14 protein-coding genes are annotated in these 18870 nt (G+C 62.9%); 8 read left to right on the top strand and 6 right to left on the bottom strand.

The features are described from left to right. The first annotated feature begins 20 nt into the window (after positions 1-20). Positions 21-434, top strand: a complete 414-nt coding sequence (locus OKA05_RS22200; RefSeq protein WP_264489393.1) for a hypothetical protein — start codon at positions 21-23, stop codon at positions 432-434. Between the two features lie 20 nt (positions 435-454). Here OKA05_RS22200 and OKA05_RS22195 read toward each other — a convergent pair whose 3' ends face one another. Next, a complete protein-coding gene (locus OKA05_RS22195) occupies positions 455-832 on the bottom strand; it encodes a VOC family protein (RefSeq protein ID WP_264489392.1) in 378 nt (125 codons plus the stop codon). Between the two features lie 238 nt (positions 833-1070). Between OKA05_RS22195 and OKA05_RS22190 the strand changes: the two genes are divergently transcribed. Beyond that, on the top strand, positions 1071-1637 hold the full coding sequence (locus tag OKA05_RS22190) for a hypothetical protein (protein ID WP_264489391.1): 567 nt from the start codon (positions 1071-1073) through the stop codon (positions 1635-1637). A gap of 270 nt (positions 1638-1907) precedes the next feature. Here OKA05_RS22190 and OKA05_RS22185 read toward each other — a convergent pair whose 3' ends face one another. Next, entirely contained in the window at positions 1908-2081 is a 174-nt protein-coding gene (locus OKA05_RS22185; RefSeq protein WP_264489390.1) for a hypothetical protein, read from the bottom strand. 143 nt (positions 2082-2224) lie between these two features. On the opposite strand from OKA05_RS22185, the gene OKA05_RS22180 reads away from it, so the two are divergent. Beyond that, positions 2225-2554: a hypothetical protein gene (locus OKA05_RS22180; RefSeq protein WP_264489389.1), complete on the top strand. Its 330-nt coding sequence runs from the start codon at positions 2225-2227 to the stop codon at positions 2552-2554. A 100-nt stretch (positions 2555-2654) separates the two neighbouring features. Here the strand turns inward: OKA05_RS22180 and OKA05_RS22175 are convergent, their stop codons facing one another. Beyond that, entirely contained in the window at positions 2655-3869 is a 1215-nt protein-coding gene (locus OKA05_RS22175; protein ID WP_264489388.1) for an App1 family protein phosphatidate phosphatase, read from the bottom strand. 322 nt (positions 3870-4191) lie between these two features. On the opposite strand from OKA05_RS22175, the gene OKA05_RS22170 reads away from it, so the two are divergent. From OKA05_RS22170 to OKA05_RS22160, 3 genes are all read left to right on the top strand, one after another. Beyond that, positions 4192-4461, top strand: a complete 270-nt coding sequence (locus OKA05_RS22170) for a hypothetical protein (protein ID WP_264489387.1) — start codon at positions 4192-4194, stop codon at positions 4459-4461. 155 nt (positions 4462-4616) lie between these two features. After that, a complete protein-coding gene (locus OKA05_RS22165) occupies positions 4617-6086 on the top strand; it encodes a hypothetical protein (RefSeq protein WP_264489386.1) in 1470 nt (489 codons plus the stop codon). Further along, complete coding sequence (locus OKA05_RS22160; RefSeq protein WP_264489385.1) at positions 6083-7450, top strand: hypothetical protein; 1368 nt, start codon at positions 6083-6085, stop codon at positions 7448-7450. The genes OKA05_RS22165 and OKA05_RS22160 overlap by 4 nt, the downstream gene beginning before the upstream one ends. 108 nt (positions 7451-7558) lie before the next feature. Here the strand turns inward: OKA05_RS22160 and sucB are convergent, their stop codons facing one another. Together sucB and OKA05_RS22150 are read right to left on the bottom strand one after the other, a co-directional pair. Further along, positions 7559-9037 (bottom strand): dihydrolipoyllysine-residue succinyltransferase, encoded by a 1479-nt coding sequence (gene sucB / locus OKA05_RS22155; protein ID WP_264489384.1) that lies wholly within the window; start codon positions 9035-9037, stop codon positions 7559-7561. Between the two features lie 93 nt (positions 9038-9130). After that, entirely contained in the window at positions 9131-11911 is a 2781-nt protein-coding gene (locus OKA05_RS22150) for a 2-oxoglutarate dehydrogenase E1 component (RefSeq protein WP_264489383.1), read from the bottom strand. Between the two features lie 139 nt (positions 11912-12050). Here OKA05_RS22150 and OKA05_RS22145 point away from each other — a divergent pair, with 139 nt between their 5' ends. Together OKA05_RS22145 and OKA05_RS22140 are read left to right on the top strand one after the other, a co-directional pair. Beyond that, positions 12051-12983, top strand: coding sequence for an ABC transporter ATP-binding protein (locus OKA05_RS22145; RefSeq protein WP_264489382.1), 933 nt, complete (start codon positions 12051-12053; stop codon positions 12981-12983). Positions 12984-13253: 270 nt separating this feature from the next. Beyond that, positions 13254-16577 (top strand): PVC-type heme-binding CxxCH protein, encoded by a 3324-nt coding sequence (locus OKA05_RS22140; RefSeq protein WP_264489381.1) that lies wholly within the window; start codon positions 13254-13256, stop codon positions 16575-16577. Between the two features lie 100 nt (positions 16578-16677). Here OKA05_RS22140 and OKA05_RS22135 read toward each other — a convergent pair whose 3' ends face one another. After that, positions 16678-18870: a sulfatase family protein gene (locus OKA05_RS22135; protein WP_264489380.1), complete on the bottom strand. Its 2193-nt coding sequence runs from the start codon at positions 18868-18870 to the stop codon at positions 16678-16680.

The following is an 18870-nucleotide window of genomic DNA, read 5'->3' as shown; positions in this document are numbered from 1 at the left end:
GTGCTCCCCTCTTACCCTAGATGAATCCGACCTTGATTGGCGCTTCCAAGGCAAGCATCTCGCGAGCCGCTGACTTATTGGAACTCGGCATGTATCGCGAGGCCATTGCCGTTGTCGAAAGCCTGCCGGACGACTTGCGCAATGTTTCCGCCGCGCGGCGAATCTTTGTCCGCGCGGCGACCGGACTAGGTCGTTGGAGGGAAGCCTTGGAGGAGGCCAAGATGTTGCTCGACGGAAATGAGGCAGACCGTGCAGCGGCTGCCTCAGCTTTCCAATCTCTTGCTGCGGAAGCCTTTAATCGCGGCAGGGAAGATGACGCCAATCGCTTGCTGCGAGCCGCCATCCGCACCCGGCTGGAACAGGTCGACGAGATTCTGGTGGACCAGCGGTTCCCGGAGAAATTCCGTGAGAAGCTGGCTCAGAAGTGGCGGTAAAGCGAAGCCTTCTAGGGGAACTAAACCACTACCCGGTGGCACACCTCGAAACGGTTGCCGAAGGGATCCTCGAAGAAGACCGCATAATAACCGGCTTCGTAGGGCATGGGGCCCTCGACATTCCGGGCACCGGCGCGCAAGGCGACCTCGGCAAGGCGATCCACCTCGCCATCGCTTTCCGCCCAGAAGGCGATGCGATTCTCGTTGGCGACGTGGGTCGGTGATTCGGTAACACCAAAAAAGGCACCCGCCGGTTCACCTGTGCTTTCGTATTGCAGCCAGTCTTCCACGTCCACGAGGCGAGTGAAGCCGAGCGCGGGAAGCAAAGCTTCATAAAAGGACGCCGCATCTCGAAGTGAAGGCACGCGCAGGTCGATGTGATCGTAGAGGCGAGGCATTGCCTTACGATCGCGGCATAGCTTCGCGGGAGCAAATGAAGAAGTTCGGCCTACGGATCCAGACGGCGATATCTTTGGGAATGGCCTGTTAACGGCATGACCGGCTAGCATCCAAACCGTGCACCGGATCCCTCTATACATTCAAGGACTTCCCGGCCTCCAAGTTCCCCATATCTCGTCGTGGAAGGTCTTGAGATGGCTGATACCCGATGGAGGAAGGATCGATGGGCCAGTGATCGTGGCCGAGCTTGAGTGCGACGTTGCGGTCGTTGATTACGAAGTCTTTTGCTCCGGAAACTTGAAGCATCAGGTTGCGGCGGGAGAATGGTTCACCAGCACTCATCGCATTGGAGAGATCGAGTGCACGGAGGCCGAGTATGAGTCGTACCTGCAGTTGGAGCACGCGAGGCGAATATGTATCAGGCTAGCTCCCGCGAAGCTTGGGCTCGTCGAAAACCTCAAGGCAGGAGAAACGAATGAAGATTTCGTCCTGGCTCTCGTCCGCAAGGAACTCCGGCGTCTTGAGACCGAGCGGAAAGACTCGGGTGCGGCGATCCAGCCCATTGTTTGGCAGGGTAATTTGGACGACGACTGCACGGCCATTTGGATGGGCCTGATGCTTCGCGCCGAAGCGATGGATGATCATTGCTGGTGGTGGGCCGTGTCCCGCAACGATGGCACGTCCGATCAACTCGCTTCTTCGAATGACAGCAAAGACCCCTGTCGATCGGGTGCGATCGCTCGTCAGCGGGCGGAAGCAAGTGCCCGAAGTTATCTGACAATTTCTCGGGGCTCTTGCGACTAGACTCAGTCCGACTCTTCTTCCCCATTCAAGACATCTGAGCCGGCTTTCGTTCCACCAGCCCGCTGCCGTTCAAGCCAAGAATGAGCCGCTCTGCGACTGCCCCGGGGGGAAGGATCCGGGGCAGCCGCGTCGAGGTCTGGTGGGAGGACCCACCCTCGGTAGCTCATGACCAACTACGGAATGTGCCCTGCCCGAGGGCGGTTTAAGAAAATCCCGGAGAATTTTTCGCGGGCAGATCCGGGAGGTGCCCCGGTCAGCCAGCGGGCGGGATCACTCTCCCGACTGCCACGGCGTCCATTGCCAGCGGCGGTAGAGGAGGAGCTTCGCCGCGAGCCGGGCGATCAAGCGGTCAGCTTCGTCTTCGGAGATGCAGGTGCCGAAGATCTGGGCGCGATTGTCCGGGCCAATGGCGGAAACCACGAAAACGGATGTCGTTGAGGTCATTGCTCGGGAGGTGCAGCGGAGTGAAACCTTTCAGAACGTACGCAGGATGTCCGATTTCCAGCACCTTTCGAATTACGCGATCACGTGAGAAGTCGTCCCTTCGGCTTGCACGGGTTTGCCCCGCTTGTTAGGCGAGCAGCGTCATGAGCACATCAAAAGTCAACGCATCGAAAGGTCGTCGCTACACTACCAAGGAAAAGGCCGAAATCCTGGCCTTCGTGGACAAGGTGAATGCGGAAAAAGGCCGCGGTGGTCAGATCGCCGCCACCAAGAAGTTCAAGCTATCCCCGCTGACGATCGCCTCGTGGATCCGCAGCGGAATCACGGCCAATGGCGAAACGCCGGTGGTCGCCACGGGCCCGATTGGCAAGAAGCTCGCCGAGCTCCAGTCCCTGCACAGCCAGATCATCAAAGCCGAGAAGGAGCTGGCAAAGATGCAGAGTCAATTCGCAGCCCTGAAGTCGGGTCTGTAACCAGGGCCGCCTTCGTAGCACACCGCAGGCGTGGTGGTGAGGATGCAGGCACTCCCCTTCCCTCACCGCCACGTGCCGCGCATCGTATCGTATGCCGCGGTCAACCGCCGCCGGGATCCTCGAGCAAGGACTGTAGCGCCTGCTGCATCGCTTCCTCACCCGTCCCGGGACGCTGGCGATCTGCTTCGACTTCCTGGACGACGGCAGACACGGGAGCCAGCGGCATGAGGCCGCTGCGGCTGGCATGCTCGGCGATCATCAGGCTATCGCGGGCCAGCACCATCGGCACGTTCACCGCGGCAGCGCGGTCGACCGCGCGATGAACCGCCGTGTCCAGAAGCGAGTCGGCCTCTGGATCAACATCGCGGATATAAATCGCACGGACCCGCCCCGGCCGCTGCTCGGCCACAGCCGCATAGATGGCGGGATCCTCCTGGCCGGAATCGCCGATGAGCACGAAGGGCAAGTCCGGATAGGCATCCAGCAAGCGCAGGGCCTTCGCCTCCTTGTGACCGTGTCCCGCTTCCTTGATGAACTTGGTGCGATCAAGACCCACATCGCGCAAGAACAGCGGCCCCGGCGGGACCTCGTTCAGACGCAGGAAATCCACCAGCAGGTCGTGCAGGTTCCATGGCGAACTGGAAATGTAGAACAGCGGATTGACCAGTCGCCCGGCATGGCCGTGTTGGAGCGCTTGATAGAGCGAGGCAACGCCATCGAGCGGTTTGCGGGTCTTGGCATTCTCCAGGAAGGTCAGCTTGGCCGCCAACAGCAGACTGGTGATCCCGGTATGGATGACCGTGTCATCGAGATCGCTGATGATCCCGAAGGCGGCATCGGCCGGCGGCACCATCAGATCGTGGGTGGCCAGGATTTCTTCTCCGCCGCCTGGAGTTGTCGCCGTCGCGGTGAACCACATCAGTCCCTCGTGATCCGACTCGGGCAGGGAAAACTCCGCTTCATAGTATCCCTCCTCATCGGCGATGACCGTCTGCTCTTGATCCTGGAAGCGCAGGGCCACGCAGGCCCCCGGGACCTCATCGCTTTCCCAACGTCGCCACGTATTGACCAGATTGTCCCACCAGCCGTGATCGTCGAGTGGACCGCCAGCGGGCCGGTTGGCCAGGACCCGGCCACTTACATGCACTGTCTTCGCGTCCGCCCAGCCTTGGTAGGCAACGATGTGGCGAGCCTGACGGCGGCCGGTGGCTCGCCAAAGATCGCGGCGAGCCTGATCCACGGTTTCCTCCCCGGAGGCGGCGGCCCGGTGAAGCAGACGAAGGAAATCCCCGGAGGTCATTCGCGAAGCTGCCATGAATCGGCGGCGAAGTCCCGCGACGATTGAGCCGCGCCTCGGAGTCCACTCGTAGATTCCCTAGCCGCCACTGATTTGCGTTTTCTCCGGGGTGCTGCATTAGTTTTGCCAATCGCGGAAACGCGTCGGTGCCCGTGGTCCTCGGGGGGGGAGCTGCGGGCACCTCCACTTTCCAGGCAGAACGTGTAATTCATGGTAGCTGGTGCCCGCGGCCGGGAATTCAAACCTCCCTGCCGCGGGTATCCTGCCTCCTTCCAAAAGATTCACGAGGGAGCACGCCGATCGTTCGTTGCACCCTTGCCACCTCGGACGATATTCCCGGATGAACGTGGTCCTCAACTCAAGGGTGCTCATTGGCGAGAAACACGACGCCGCCGCGGATTTCGCCCGCCATTGGAAGTCGGACACCTCATCGCAAATCGAATGGCTGCTTAGCCCGTCGGACCTCTGCGTCCTCGACATCACGGCCTCCCCCGGTGAGGTCTTACCGACCGAGGGATACTTCGGCAATGCCTCCCGGCCCACCTTCACGATGGTGAATCGCCTCGAGGATGACCTGCGCCGCCACTTGGGTATGGCGCTGCCGACCTGAAGGCTGCCATCCGTTCTGCACGTCGCTCCTCATCCGATTGTCCTCCGATTCTTCCTTCAAGACGATAAGGCGTCTCCCGCTCGACTTCTTGCTGCTCCTCGTGAAGTCCATCCATCCTTCCCAAACCCCGCGATCTTCTCCATCCTTACCAGCGCATGGCCCGCGGATGGAAGATCGACATCCTTATCACCGTCGGCGGTGTTTTACTCCTCCTTAGCCATGTCGCCGCGTGGCAGCTTGGTCGCAGGCCCCGCACTGCTGCTGCGGGCCAAGCCGAAGTTCTCTCCATCGGAACCCGCGAGTTCACCCCTGGCCCCGCCGATCTGGTCCGCCTGGGTCGCGAGCACGAGGCCGCTGTCCTGGCCGCAACCCGGGAGCAGCGAGAATTGGAAAAGCTCCCCTGGCCCGAGCAAGTTGACGCCGCCCGCGCAAAGCTCCCAACGGATGCCGATTTCGCCGCGCTTGTCAGGGAGGGCATGGCCGCCGCGAAGACCAGCCGCGGTTACGCCAGCGCGGAAACCGTCGCCGCCTTCGGCAACTGGCTCGGGCTTGATCCTGATGCCGCGCTCGATTTCATCGGCAGGGCCAGCCGCAGGCAACGAATCGACCCCTTCCGCTTCGAGATCGGGCGCTGGCTCGGCCAAGGAAACGAACACCGGCTCGATGAGCTGGTGAAACGCTTCCCCCAGGCCGCCTGGCCCTTGCATCAGGGAGCACAGGAACTGTGCCACAAGCGCGGTGCGGACTTCGCGCTGGAGATGGCCGCCAGTTTGACAAAACCGCAAGACCGCCTGTGGCTGGTCGACGATTGCCTGGATGCGAAACAATGGCAGGGACACTTGGCCCGGGTTCCCGCCGTCCTCGCCGATCCGCGGGTGATACGCCGTTTTCTCTCATCGATCAGCGGGGACGAGGACGCGGCAATCCTGTTGGATGAGATCCGTGCGGCAGGTTTCCCGCCCGAAGACGTGGCCCAGGCGGAAGCCCGGATCGCTCGGAATGAGGAATATGCCAGCAACCGCAAGCGCGAGGAGGAGAAGGACCGGAAGCAGCGGGAGGAGTCCGCCTCCGCGCTGACGCGGCAGCTCGGCCTCGCCGGGACCAATCCCTTTGACCGGGACATCCCAAGCGAAGAGCAGCAGCTTGAGAAGCTGGCACCCGGCTTCACGGATGCCTTGGCGGACCTTTGCGATGGCCGGCAGTCCATGGAGGAAGTGCTGGCGCTGGTGCAGCGCTCCTGGCCGACCGCATTCTCCGATCCCACCGTGGCGGCCGACTTGCGCAGCATGCTCTTCGATGCGGCCTTCATCACGGATCCGCTGGGCACGCTTCAGGAGGCACGCGCCACCGGCCGCGACTTCAATCAGGAGGCTGAGAACCAACTGGACAGGCTTTCCCCGGAGATGACTATCCGAGTGCTCACGGCCTACCCCGAGATCATTCAGGAAAAGGAGCAAGCGGCCTTCTCACTCTACTTCCATCGCTTCAAACCATGGCAGAATATCGATCCCGAGGGCTGCCGCCATGCCCTTCTGGCGGTGCCGGATGAAGTACTACGAACACAGTTTCTGGAGAGTTACGACAGCCACGCAGAAGAGATGAGGGCGAAAGGAGGAGGCCCGTGAAAGAGAGAACCTCGCGCACTCACATCCCCGCTGCACTGCTCCTGCTTGTGGCCACGCATGCCGCCGTCTTCCTGCTGGCCCGCGCTGTCACCGGCTTCCCAGGCACTGCGAATGCCCCAAGGGATTCATTGCACTTCCGACCTACCAAGGTATCGGACCGCAGCACGGACGAGGGACCGCAGGGCATCAGTGGCTCATTCACCCGCCGGCTGCGAGAGCTGGAGGAGTCGAAGCTCCCGCGCCGCGATTTCGAACTCGCCCGGGAGGCACTCTTTCGCGAGTGGATCATCCGCGACCTGCGGGGTGCCATGGGCCAGCTCTACGCTCCGGAGCACCGGCGGCGCTACAAGTCACTGGCCGAGACCTTGCACGCGGAAGTCGTCGCGGAAATCGCCCGCCAGCCGCGCGCTGTGTGGGATTGGATCGCCTCGCACCACTTCGGGTCCGTCGGCCCGGAAGTCTTCGATCTGTGGAGCAAGACCCTCGCCACGGCCGGGCAGACGGATATCCTGTTAGAGTGCCTGAGCCAGCCGGGCGCCCCGCACTTCGTGGATCGCGATACCGTCGGCGATCTCTGCGAGTATATTCCTCCCGGTGCTGCCGCGCAACTCGCCGCCCTCCGTAAATGGATAGAGATACCTGGGAACAGCGAGGACGAGGGGCCCGCCGCCGACTTTGCGCTACGCATGGCGGAGGAAGTCGGGGCAGATCCCCTGCCCTTTCTCACTGCGGAGCCAAATGAGATGCTCCGCTCGATCTTCCTGGAGAAATGGGAGCGGCAGGAGTTGGGCTCCCTACCCGTGGTCCAGCAGGTCCAGCGCATCGCCGCCCTGCCAGAGGAATTCCGCGCTGCGGCTGCCGATGCCATGGTCCATCATGAGCGTGGTGACACCGTCGCCGCGGTGGACTTGATCAATGCGATGGAGGCCGCCGGGCTGATGGGAGATCCGGCGGGCGAAACGGCGCAGGCTCTTGCGAAGTCCGCGCTCAACTGGGTGATGGAAGACGGCTCCACCACCGCTCTGGAATCCATCCAGATCCTGCAGGCCATCCGTGCGGATCCCTTGCGTCGCCAGGCCCTTCGCGACTTCGGCTCTCTCTACAGCAACCGAGCGCCATCGCCCGTCCAGGACTGCGTAGCAGCCCTCCCCACCGGCCCGGATCGGGATGCCTTCATCAGCGGCGTCGTGTTCCACGGCGACTTCCCAAAGGAGACCCGCGCCCAGTTGCTCACTGCCATCCAGGACCCGCAGATCGCCGCGCGAGCTCGCCTCAAGGTGGAGGAACTCTATCAACGGCAGGATGAAGAGAGACGCCGCGAGAAAGCCGACGGTGAAGCGGCAGGCGATCCTTTCGCCCAATGATCCATCGAGCCCCGCGGACACGAGACTCCGCATCCAAAACAAACGGCCCGCGGGAACACCGCGGGCCGTTTGCAAAACCGGAATAATCAGGCAGTCAGGCGCACTACCTCACATCTCCAACATCAACCGCGTCGGATTCTCGATGCAGTCCTTGATGCGGATTAGGAAGGTGACGGCTTCCTTGCCATCGACCAGGCGGTGGTCGTAGCTGAGGGCCAGATACATCATCGGGCGGATGACGACCTGGTTGTTCACGGCGACCGGGCGCTGTTGGATGGTGTGCATGCCGAGGATGCCGCTCTGCGGCGGGTTAAGGATCGGCGTGCTGAGCAGCGAGCCGTAGGTGCCGCCGTTGGAGATGGTGAAGACGCCGCCTTGCAGGTCCTCGATGGCAATCTTGCCCTCCTTGGCCTTTTTGGCGTAGTCGAGGATGTCCTGCTCGATCTGGGCGAAGCTCTTCTTGTCGGCATCGCGGATGACCGGAACGATGAGACCCTTCTCGGTGCCGATGGCGACGCCGATGTCGTAGAAGTGGTTCTCGATGATGTCCTGACCATCGATCATGCCATTGACCTGCGGCACGTCCTTGAGCGCCTGGACGACGGCCTTCACGAAGAAGGACATGAAGCCGAGCTTCACACCGTGCTTCTTGAGGAAGTCTTCCTGCACCGCCTTGCGCAGGTCCATGACGGCGGACATGTCCGCTTCATTGAAGGTGGTGAGGATCGCCGCGGTCTGCTGGGCATTGACGAGGTGCGTCGCGATCTTGCGGCGCATCATGCTCATCTTCTTGCGAGTGGTACGGCCGTCGCTGGTTGCAGCAACCGGTTGAGCGGAGGCCGAAGGCGCGGCGGGCAGCTCGAAGGTGCGCGGCTTGGGAGCCTCCGCGGCCGGAGCGGGCGCGGGAGCCGGGGCGGCGGACTTCACGACTGCGGCGGTGGTTGGTGCGGGTGCCGGCGCAGCGGCAGGAGCCGGAGCAGCAGCGGCAGATCCCGCCCCGACGGTGATGCGGGCGACCACGGTACCGATTGCTACTTCGGTGCCTTCGGAGACGAGAATCTGGAGCGTGCCGGAAGCTTCGGCAGAAAGCTCATTGGAGACCTTGTCCGTTTCCAGTGTCACCAGGAGGTCACCCTTGTTCACGGCAGCACCATCGCCCTTGTGCCAGCGACCGACATTGGCTGAGGTGATGGACTCGCCCGCAGCGGGAACTTTCACGTCGATGACTTGGCCCGTAGCAGCGGCGGTCGGGGCCGGGGCCGGAGCGGGTACCGCGGCAGGCGCAGCAGCGGCGGGAGCCGGGGCTGGGGCTGGGGCGGCTGCGGGAGCGGCAGCAGCAGCCGGGGCTCCTGCGCTTTCCTCGATCTTGGCGATCAGGGTGCCGATGGCGACCTCCTCCCCTTCCCCGACGACGATTTGCAGCACGCCATCGGCGGCAGCTTCGAGTTCGCTGGAAACTTTGTCGGTTTCGAGCGTCACGAGAATCTCGCCCTTGCGGACGGTTTCACCGTTCTGCTTGTGCCAGCGGGCGACGTTGGCGGAGGTGATGGATTCGCCAGCGGCGGGGACTTTGACTTCGAGAGACATCGGGAAAGGCTTTAGTGAGGAGAAACAAATCGGGAACGTCGCGAAAGGGTGGATGGCCTTTCATCTGCCATCCACCATCTTCCACCTACCATCTCAGACATTGAACGCGGCTTCGAGCAGGGCCTTGTGCTCCTTGTAGTGCTGGGCCTTGGAACCGGCGGCGGGACTGGAAGCGCGGTTGCGACCGGCGTAGCGAACACGGCGATCCAGCACCTTTTCGAGGCGCGGGAAGATGTAGGACCAAGCCCCCATGTTCAGCGGCTCTTCCTGGCACCAGACGATCTTGTTCGCCGCGGCATACTGGCCGACCAGCGCCGAGACCAGTTCGTCGTGGAACGGGTAGAGCTGCTCCATGCGCAGGATCGCGGTGTTCTTGATCCCGTGCTCCTCGCGGTAGGCGGCGAGATCGTAGAAGACCTTGCCCGAGCAGAAAACGATGCGATCGACCGACATCGGGTCTTCGAAGTGCATCGGATCCGGCAGGACTTCCTGGAAGCAGGAGCCCTCGAGGAAATCGGCTTCCTGGGAAACCGCTTCCGGCCGCGTGAGCAAGCTCTTCGGCGTCATCAGGATGAGCGGCTTGCGGAAGGGCCGCATCTTCTGGCGACGCAGGGCGTGGAAGTACTGGGCCGGCGTGGTGAAGTTACCGACGATGATGTTCTTCCCGGCGCAGAGCTGGAGGAAGCGCTCAAGGCGGGCGCTGGAGTGTTCCGGCCCCTGGCCTTCGTAGCCGTGCGGCAGCAGCATCACGAGATCGGACGGCGTCTGCCACTTCGACTCCGCGGAGGCGATGAACTGGTCGATGATGACCTGCGCACCATTCGAGAAGTCACCAAACTGGGCCTCCCACAGGGTCAGCATGTTCGGAGCACCAAGCGAGTAACCGTAGTCGAAACCGAGCACGGCGAACTCCGAGAGGAAGGAGTTGTAAACGCAGAACTTGGCCTGCGTCGGGCTCACATGCTCCAGCGGAATGTAGCGGGCGCGCGTCTCCGAATCATAGAACACCGCGTGGCGATGCGAGAAGGTGCCGCGGCGGCAATCCTGTCCCGACAAGCGCACCTGATGACCCTCAGTCAGGAGAGCACCCCAAGCCAACGACTCGGCGAAGGCCCAGTCGATCGGCCCGCCGTTCTGCAGCGCCTCTTGGCGACGCGGAACGAAGCGCTTGGCGAGGGTCGGGTGAAGGTTGAAGCCATCCGGGACCGTCGTGAGGACCTTGCCGACGTGTTGCAGGAGATCCTGACCGATGCCGGTGGGCACCGGAGCGTGCGAGTATTCGACCTGCTCCACCGCGGTGGAACCGCTATACGCGCTGCGCTCGCCCTTTTCCTGGAGCTCCAGCATCTTCGCGTGACCAGCCTCGAAGCGAGCCCAGATGTCCTGCTCGATCTTGTCGGCCTCGGCTTGGGAAAGCGCGCCTTGGGAGACGAGCTGCTTCTTATAGATCTGGCCGATCGTCTCGCGGTTCTGGATCAGCTTGTAGATGTGCGGCTGGGTGAACGCGGCCTGGTCGGTCTCATTGTGGCCCTGCCGGCGGTAGCAATACATGTCGATCACGACGTCGCGACCGAACTGCTGGCGGAACTCAAGCGCGAACTCGGCGGCCCAGTGGAGTTCCATCGGCACCTCGCCGTTCACATGAAGGATCGGCGCCTCGATCATCTTCGCCACGTCGGTCGCGTAGGCGGACGAGCGCGCATCGGCCGGCATCGTGGTGAAGCCGATCTGGTTGTTGATGATGAGGTGGATGGTGCCTCCGGTGCGGTAGCCCGGGAGCTGGGAGAGATTGAGACACTCGGCGACCGGGCCTTGGCCGGCGAAGGCGGCGTCCCCGTGGAGCAGGATCGGCAGCACGCGTTTGCGGTCGGTAGCCGCGCCGTCGTCACCCAGGATGCGTTGGCGGGCGCGGGCCTTGCCTTCCACGACCGGGTTGACGGCTTCGAGGTGGCTCGGGTTGGCGGCGAGGCTGACGCGGACCTTGCCATCGGGCAGGTCGCGGATGCTCTCATAGCCGAGGTGGTACTTCACGTCGCCATCGCCCGCCACGAGGTCGGGCATGTAGTTCGGCGTGAATTCGAAAAGAATCGTGGTGAGCGACTTGCGGACGAAGTTCGCGAGGATGTTCAGGCGACCGCGGTGGGCCATGCCCATCTCGATCTCCAGCACCCCCGCGGACGGACACTTTTCGAGGATGGCGTTGAGAACGACCATCGCGCCTTCGCCGCCTTCCAGCGAGAAGCGCTTCTCGCCGAGGAACTTCTTGCCCAGGAAATTCTCGAAGCTGTCCGCCTCGATCAGCCAAGCGAGCGCGCGGGCCTTGCGGTCGGCGGGATCGTCACCGCGCAGGGCGTGGGCCTCGATCCGGTGGCGCACCCAGTTGCGGACGGTGGTGTTATGAATGTGGGTGAATTCGAAGCCAATGTAGCCGGAGTAGGTGGCTTCCAGTGCAGCGACCATGTCGCGCAGCTTCATCTTCGCGCCGTCGCGGAACAGCGGATTGGAGGCCTCGCGGTCCATTTCGGCCTCGCTGAAACCGAACTGGGAAATATCCAGCCGCGGATTGCGCTCCGGGCGGTCGGAGAGCGGGTTGATGTGCGCCTGGGTGTGGCCGAGGGCGCGGAAATTATACACGAGGCTGACCACCTTGCCGTAGAAGGCGAGGTCACTCTCGCTGGCGGTCGCGACCGCCGGCGCGGCAGACGGTGCCGCGGCTGCCTCTCCCCCCTTGGGCCTGAGCTGGGCGACCCCTAGCTCGAAGCCTTCAAAAAAGGCCGACCACGTGGGATCGACCGAGCTGGGATCGGCGCACCAGAGTGCGTATTGCTGCTCCAACAAGTCCGCATTCATGCGGGCGGAAACCGACGATTTCATGGGCGGTAGGTTCGGGTGCCGGCGGGAGATTGCGGAAATTCCCGCTTGGCCCCTCGCACGCAGGGCTTAGGTAAGAGGCCGCCCCGGACGCGTCAACGCACAAGGCCGCATTTCGGGGCGAATTTCCTGCATATCGCCCATGATCGAAGTCCGGCAACTCACCAAGAGCTTTGCGCGCCATCAGGCGGTCAAAGGCATCGATTTCAACGTCGCACCCGGCGAGATCGTCGGATTCCTAGGCCCGAACGGCGCCGGCAAGACCACGACCCTGCGGATGCTGACCGGCTACCTGCCCCCCACCTCCGGCAGCGCCCGGGTCGCCGGCTTCGACATTTTCCGCCAATCGCTGGAGGCCCGCCGCTGCATCGGCTACATGCCGGAAAACGTCCCGCTCTACGACGACATGCGGGTCCGCGAGTACCTGAAGTACCGCGCCACCCTCAAGGGCCTGTCCAATCGCGACGCCCGCCGCCGGGTCAATGAAGTGATCGAGATCTGCGGGCTGGAGGCAGTCCGCCGGAAGATGATCCGGGTCCTGTCTAAGGGCTACCGCCAGCGCGTGGGCCTCGCCGATGCGCTGGTCCACGAGCCCCAGCTCCTGATCCTAGACGAGCCGACCAACGGCCTCGACCCCAATCAGATCCGGCAGATCCGCGACCTGATCAAAAAGCTCTCCGAAAAGCACACGATCCTGCTTTCCACCCACATCCTGCACGAGGTGGAAATGACCTGCGGCCGGGTCATCATCATCGATGGCGGCCAGATCAAGGCGCAGGACACCCCGCAGAATCTGGTCGCCGGCATGCGTGCCGCTGGCCGGATCCACGCGGAGATTTCCGGTGACCTCGGGGTCATCGGCCCGGCGCTGCAGCGATTGGACCACGTGAAGCGGGTCACCTCCGAGCCACTGACCGACGATTGGGCCCACTACGAGATCCTCGTCGATTCCGGCACCGATGCGCGCGAGCGCATTCACGAGCTGATCAGCCAGTACGGCTGGCCGCTGCGCAGCCTCCACCGCAAGGACGCCACGCTGGAAGACGTCTTCGTGGAGCTGACCCGCCGGGATTGATTCCCGCTGGAGCGCCCCCCGCTGGGAGCGCGGGCCGCTGGCCCGCAGAACGGGCCCCGGAGATCGCTACCCGTCAACGTCCGCATCGCCAGCATCTGCCTTACCCGTGCTTCCGCCGGCCAGCAGCTCCGCGCTCCCGGCGGAACTCCGCTTACTCCGGTATCTATGGATACCGAATTAGCGGACTTCCCCGCCACCCGGCCACACGTTCGGGTGAAATGGGCCAGCATTTGACAAGCGCCCGCATTTCCCATGCGTAGTGGCACGCCCATGAAAGCCGCCTGCCTTTCCTTCCTGCCGTTGGTCGCCTCCCTCGCCGCGGCCCCGGAAAGCTACCCCTGCCAAAATGGCCTCGTGCGCTCGCTAGTCGCCCGCGAGCCGATGTTCATCAACCCCGTCGCGGTATCGGTCGATACCGACGGCACCATCTACGTCACCGAGACCACCCGGCGGAAGCAAGCCGACCTGGACATCCGCGAGGTGATGTGGTGGGTCACCGATGACCTCTCCCACACCTCGGTCGAGGAGAGGCGCGACTTTTTCCGGAGAAATGTCACCTCCGAGCGGTTCAAGAATCACGCCTCGCTGACCGACCACGACCGGAACGGCCGCATCGACTGGCAGGACCTGACGGTCCACACCGAAAAGATCCACCGGCTGGTCGATACCGATGGCGACGGCGTGGCGGACCAGCAAACGCTTTTCGCCGACGGCTTCAATACCGAGGTCACCGGCATCGCTGCCGGCGTGCTCGCCCATGGCGGCGACGTCTATGCGACCATCGCGCCCGATGTCTGGAAACTCCGCGACACGGACGGCGACGGAAAGGCCGACCAGCGCAAGGCCATCGCCAGCGGCTTCGGCGTCCACATCAACTACGCCGGCCACGACATGCACGGCCTGACGCTCGGGCCGGACGGCAGGCTCTACTGGACCATCGGCGACAAGGGCCTGAACGTGGAAAGCGGCGGCAGGCGCTGGTTTTATCCGCACGAGGGAGCCGTGCTGCGCTGCAATCCCGACGGCAGCGACTTCGAGGTCTTCGCCCGCGGCCTGCGCAACGTCCAGCAGATCGCCTTCGACGAGTATGGCTACCTCTTCGGGGTCGACAATGACTCCGACCAAAAGGGCGAAAAGGAACGCCTCGTGTACATCCCCGAGGGCTCGGACCATGGTTGGCGCTGCTACTATCAATACCGTGGCGGGAAGTACAACCCGTGGATGGCGGAGCGCATTGCCTTCCCCGAGGGCCAAGACCGCCCGGCCTCGATCGTCCCTCCGCTGGCGCTCTACCTCGATGGCCCCAGCGGCTTCGCCTACAATCCCGGCACTGCGTTGAACGACCGCTACCGCAACCATTTCTTCCTGACCCAGTTTCCCGCGGGAAAGATCAACGCCTTCCAGCTCGAACCAGACGGAGCCTCCTTCAAAATGAAGGGCGACCACCTCATGGCGAGCGGCACCGCCTTCACCGGCTGCAACTTCGGCCCGGACGGAGCCCTCTACGTCGCCGACTGGCAAGGCGGCTACCCCATGAAGGAAAAAGGAGCCGTCTGGAAGATCGACGATCCAAAGGAAGCGGGCAGCGCGATGAGAAAAGATGTCGCCACGATGCTGAAGGAAGGCCCTTCAAAGGTGGTGGACGACGAGCTCATCAAACGCCTCGGCCACGCCGACCAGCGCATCCGGCTCGATGCCCAATGGGAACTCGCCCTTCGCAAGAACTGGGATGCCTTGAAGAAAGTCGCCGCGTCGAACGAGACATCACAACTCGCCCGCGTCCACGCATTGTGGGGCCTGTCCCAAAGCAAGCAGTTCGATGAAGCGATCTTCATCACACTCGCCAGCGGGCAGGATCCGGAACTCCGCTCCCAAGCAGCGAAGTGGGCGGGTGAAACCATCAGAAAGCTTCCCCCCACGTTTCCCGCCCTGCTTGCCGACGCCTCGGCCCGGGTTCGATTTCAGGCAGCAATGGCCGTTGGAAAGAGCCACGACAGGAGCCAGATCGAGAACGTCGCCGCTATGGTCGCCGCGAACGACAACAAGGACCCATTTCTCGACCACGCCGGTTCTTTCGCCCTCCGAACAAGCACCTTTGCCGACTTGAAAACCTTCGCCCGCCATCCGGCAATGCCCGTGAGGCTGACGACGGTCGTCGCCTTGGGACGCATTCTCGACAATTTATGGCGGAGTAACGAAGCCGCAAATACGGACCCCACCTCCGAAGAGTTCTGCCTCGATGAAGACCAGATCAGGGCGTGGACGGACATGTATGACCTCGCCTCCACTTTTCTCGACGACGATTCGCCGATTATCGTGAGCGAAGCTGTGGGAATTCTTTACCCGACTGCACCCCAGCGAGTGGCGGGGTTGCTCGATCGCAAGATGGCGCCGCCCGCCCCGGCGATCCGGCGCGCGATCGCCGTCAACCGCCGCATCCGCAGCGAGGAATCGCTCGTCCGATTGGCGCGTTATGCGGCGGACCCCGGCCATCCGGTCGCCATGAGAATCCTGGCCTTGGAGGCACTCGCGAACGTGGACACCAGCGAACCTCTCGATGAGGTCACCGGGGCTTTCTTGTCGTCTTCTCGTATTGTAAAGCCGCCTCTCTTGTTCGCGACGGATCTTTGCCAAAAGCTGGATGAGATCCTCTCACCTCTCACCGCTAACGCACAGGTGATGCAGGCGGCTTCATCTGCCATGGACCGCATCGGCGTGAAGCGTGATCCCGCCGCGTTTATCCGACTGGCTTTGGACAATAGTATATCCGCAACTCGCAGGATCGACGCCATCCGCCATTTGAAATCCATTGGAGATCCTAACTGGATTGCCACGGCCAAGAGCGCCTTGGAGACGATCTCGTGGAAAGGAGTGGAAGTGGCGGCCTTGCTTGTGGAAACCGATCCCGAGTTCGTGTCACGCTACCTCCGCGGAAATGTCCTGGTGCCCGGAAACACGGGAGAAGACCAACAGCAAGCCGTGCGAATGCTGGCGGTTCTTCCCGATGCCAAGGCGAAGTTGGAGTTGCTCTTAAAGCAAATGGCAGAAAACAAGATCTCCCCCCATCTTTACCTCGAAGTTCTGGAAAGCGCGGAAGCTCTTCAATTGGACGGAGCAAAGGAAGTGCGTGCCGCGCTTGCGGCGAAAAGCCCGGATGGGCAGTGGTTCCATGTGATGAACGGAGGCAATCCCGCCACGGGAAAGAAAATCTTCGAGGAGAACCTCGCGGCGAACTGCACCGCCTGCCACCGCATCGGCGAACAGGGATCAAACGTCGGCCCGCCACTCACCAAGGTGGGAACGAACAGCCGCGATCACCTCCTGGAATCGCTCGTCAACCCGCAGGCCACGGTTGCCTCCGGCTACGGCATGATGACGGCGACGAAGAAAGATGGCACCACGCTCGCGGGAACTTTCATCGAAGAGAAAGACGGCAAGCTGATCCTCGCTCAAGCGGATGGCTCTATGCTTGAAATCCCGCTCGCCGACCTCGCCTCAAAGACCGCGCCGATCAGCACCATGCCGCCCATGGATGCGGTCCTGAAGCCCGCCGAACTGCGCGACTTGATCGAGTTCCTCTCAACGCTGAAGTGAGACCGATCCCCCGGGAGCGCCGGTCTTCAGACCGGCCCGAGTGGTCCTTCGATGCCGGCCTGAAGACCAGCGCTCCCGGACCTCGCTCCCGGCGAACCTGTTAGCCCTGCGGCTCCCCATTCGGAAAGATCACCTGAATCGGCGTCTCCACGTGATCATCGATCCACGAATCGAGCGCGGCTTTCATCACATCCAGCACCTCCGGCCTGCCGCTGGAGAGATCGCTGCGGCTATCGGGATCACGGTCGATGTGGAAGAGCCCGTAGTGACGGCCGCCATCTTTCGTCGGCGTCGCCACCAGCTTCCAATGACGCGTCCGCAGGCAGCGCTGCTTCGACGAGATCACGGCGTCGTCCCACTTTTCAGGCAAGACGAAGTGGTAATGGTAGTCCCGATCGATCGAGACCATCTCATCCATCGGCGGGATGTGCGGACGCTCGGCACCGGGGACGCGGAAGAGGATGTAGGGAAAGCTCGTCTCGCCGTAAAATGGCAGGTCCACCGGCGCTTCATCCCCTTTCATCCATCCGGCGAGACTGCGGCCTTCCCAACCGGCGGGCTTTGCCACACCAGCAAGATCGAGCAACGTCGGAGCGAGGTCGATGGTCCGGACCTGCTGCGGCAGTGACTTGCCGGTGATTCCGGGACCGCCGATCGCCAGCGGTAGGTGCGAACAGTAATCACCGCCATTGAAACCGAGGCCGTGCGTAAGCGTGACGCCGGGCTCGTAGAGATCGTCGCCATGGTCCGAGGTCACCACGACGATGGTGTTTCCGGAGAGTCCGTTCTTCTCCAGGGCGGCGTGGATCCGCTCGAAGCAGTCATCGAAGCGTCGCGTGCAACCGTCGTAGAGCGCGCGGATCTGGCGGATGTCTTCGGGCGAAAGCGCCTTGAGCTTGTCCTCCATGTCGGTGCCGCCGATGAATTTGTTGATGTCGAAATCCACCTGAGTCTTGTTATCGCCACTGTAGGCGGGATCGGTGAAATAGCGGGTGTAAGGCTCGCCGCAGCTATAGGGGAGATGATTGCAGGAGTAGAAGACGTGCCAGAAGAACGGCCGCCCGCTCGCTGCCTGGGCCACCAGCTTTTCTTCGACGCGCGTGGTCACCACGTCCGGAGTGACGAAAGTGGCGAAGGAGCTGATCTGCGGGAAGATCCGGTAGCCGATGGCATTGTCGAAATAGAGCGGCACCACCGAGTGCGCGAGCAGCACCGCTTGGCTGATGTAGACGCGGAAATTGTCGAAGCTGGATACCGAGATGTCCTCAAAGCCGAGCGGCATCTGGTTGCAGTAGTTGGCGCACCAATCGCCCAGCACCGCGGTGTCGTAGCCGCTCTCGGCGAGCACATCGGCCAGCGTGCGGATACGGCCGCGCGCGCCCTCGATCTGCTCCTTCCGCGGAAACATGTGGCGGATGCCATGGCTGTGCGGATAGCTGGAGGAAAGCATGCTCACCGCCGACTCCAGCGTTGAGCCGATGGGCGTGTAGCAATTTTCAAAGCGAGCCGCGTCCTTCGCCCACGCATCGATCCGCGGGGACACTCCTTGGGCAGCGACAGGGCCGTTCTTCCGCTCCGGCTGGTAGCCGCTGTAGCCGATGCGATCGCCGCGCAATGAGTCCGACCCGATGATGATGATGTTCGGCGGCTGCTTGCCTTCGACCACCGCCTTGGCCACCGGCGCCTCTTTCTCCTGCGGCCAAAACCAAGCGATCGCCGTCAGCGCGAGCGCCGCGGTCACCAGCGTCCACCGCACCCGGGGGCCAACCCGCCGCAGCCACCAGATCGCGACCGCCAAGCCCACCAGCCACGGGAGGCCGGTGAACAGGGCACCATTCACATACGGCCGCACCCCCACCGGCCAGAGTTCCGGGATGCGGAAGTACCAATGACCGTATTCCCCGTCGCTGAGGAAGTAGGGACGCTTGTAGGCAAGGCGGAGGATGAAATAGCTGTGGATCGCCATCCCCATCAGGAAGGCGGGCACCAACGCGGCACCGCGCCGCGACGAGGGAAAGCGCTTTCTCAACGTGGAGACCGCCGGCAGCAACACCAGCACCGCGACGATCCAGAGCAAGACGTACGCGAGCAGCACGAGCAGGTTTTGCCCGATCATGAAAGACAGGTGCTCGCTGCGGGCGATCTGGCTGAACTTGTTGTCCATCTCCCCGGTGCTGGTGGCGAGCCGCCACAGCGACCACCCGAAGAGGACGGCCAGCCACAGCCCCGAGCCAGCCGCCGTGCCTGCGACCCAGCGCTGCCAACTCTCCGGTCTATTTGTCGTTTCCGTCAC

The sequence above is a fragment of the Luteolibacter arcticus genome, assembly GCF_025950235.1.
Taxonomy (GTDB): Bacteria; Verrucomicrobiota; Verrucomicrobiia; order Verrucomicrobiales; family Akkermansiaceae; genus Haloferula; species Haloferula arctica.
The sequence above is the reverse complement of the archived record's forward strand: the minus strand, read 5'-3'. Positions and strand labels throughout refer to the sequence as shown.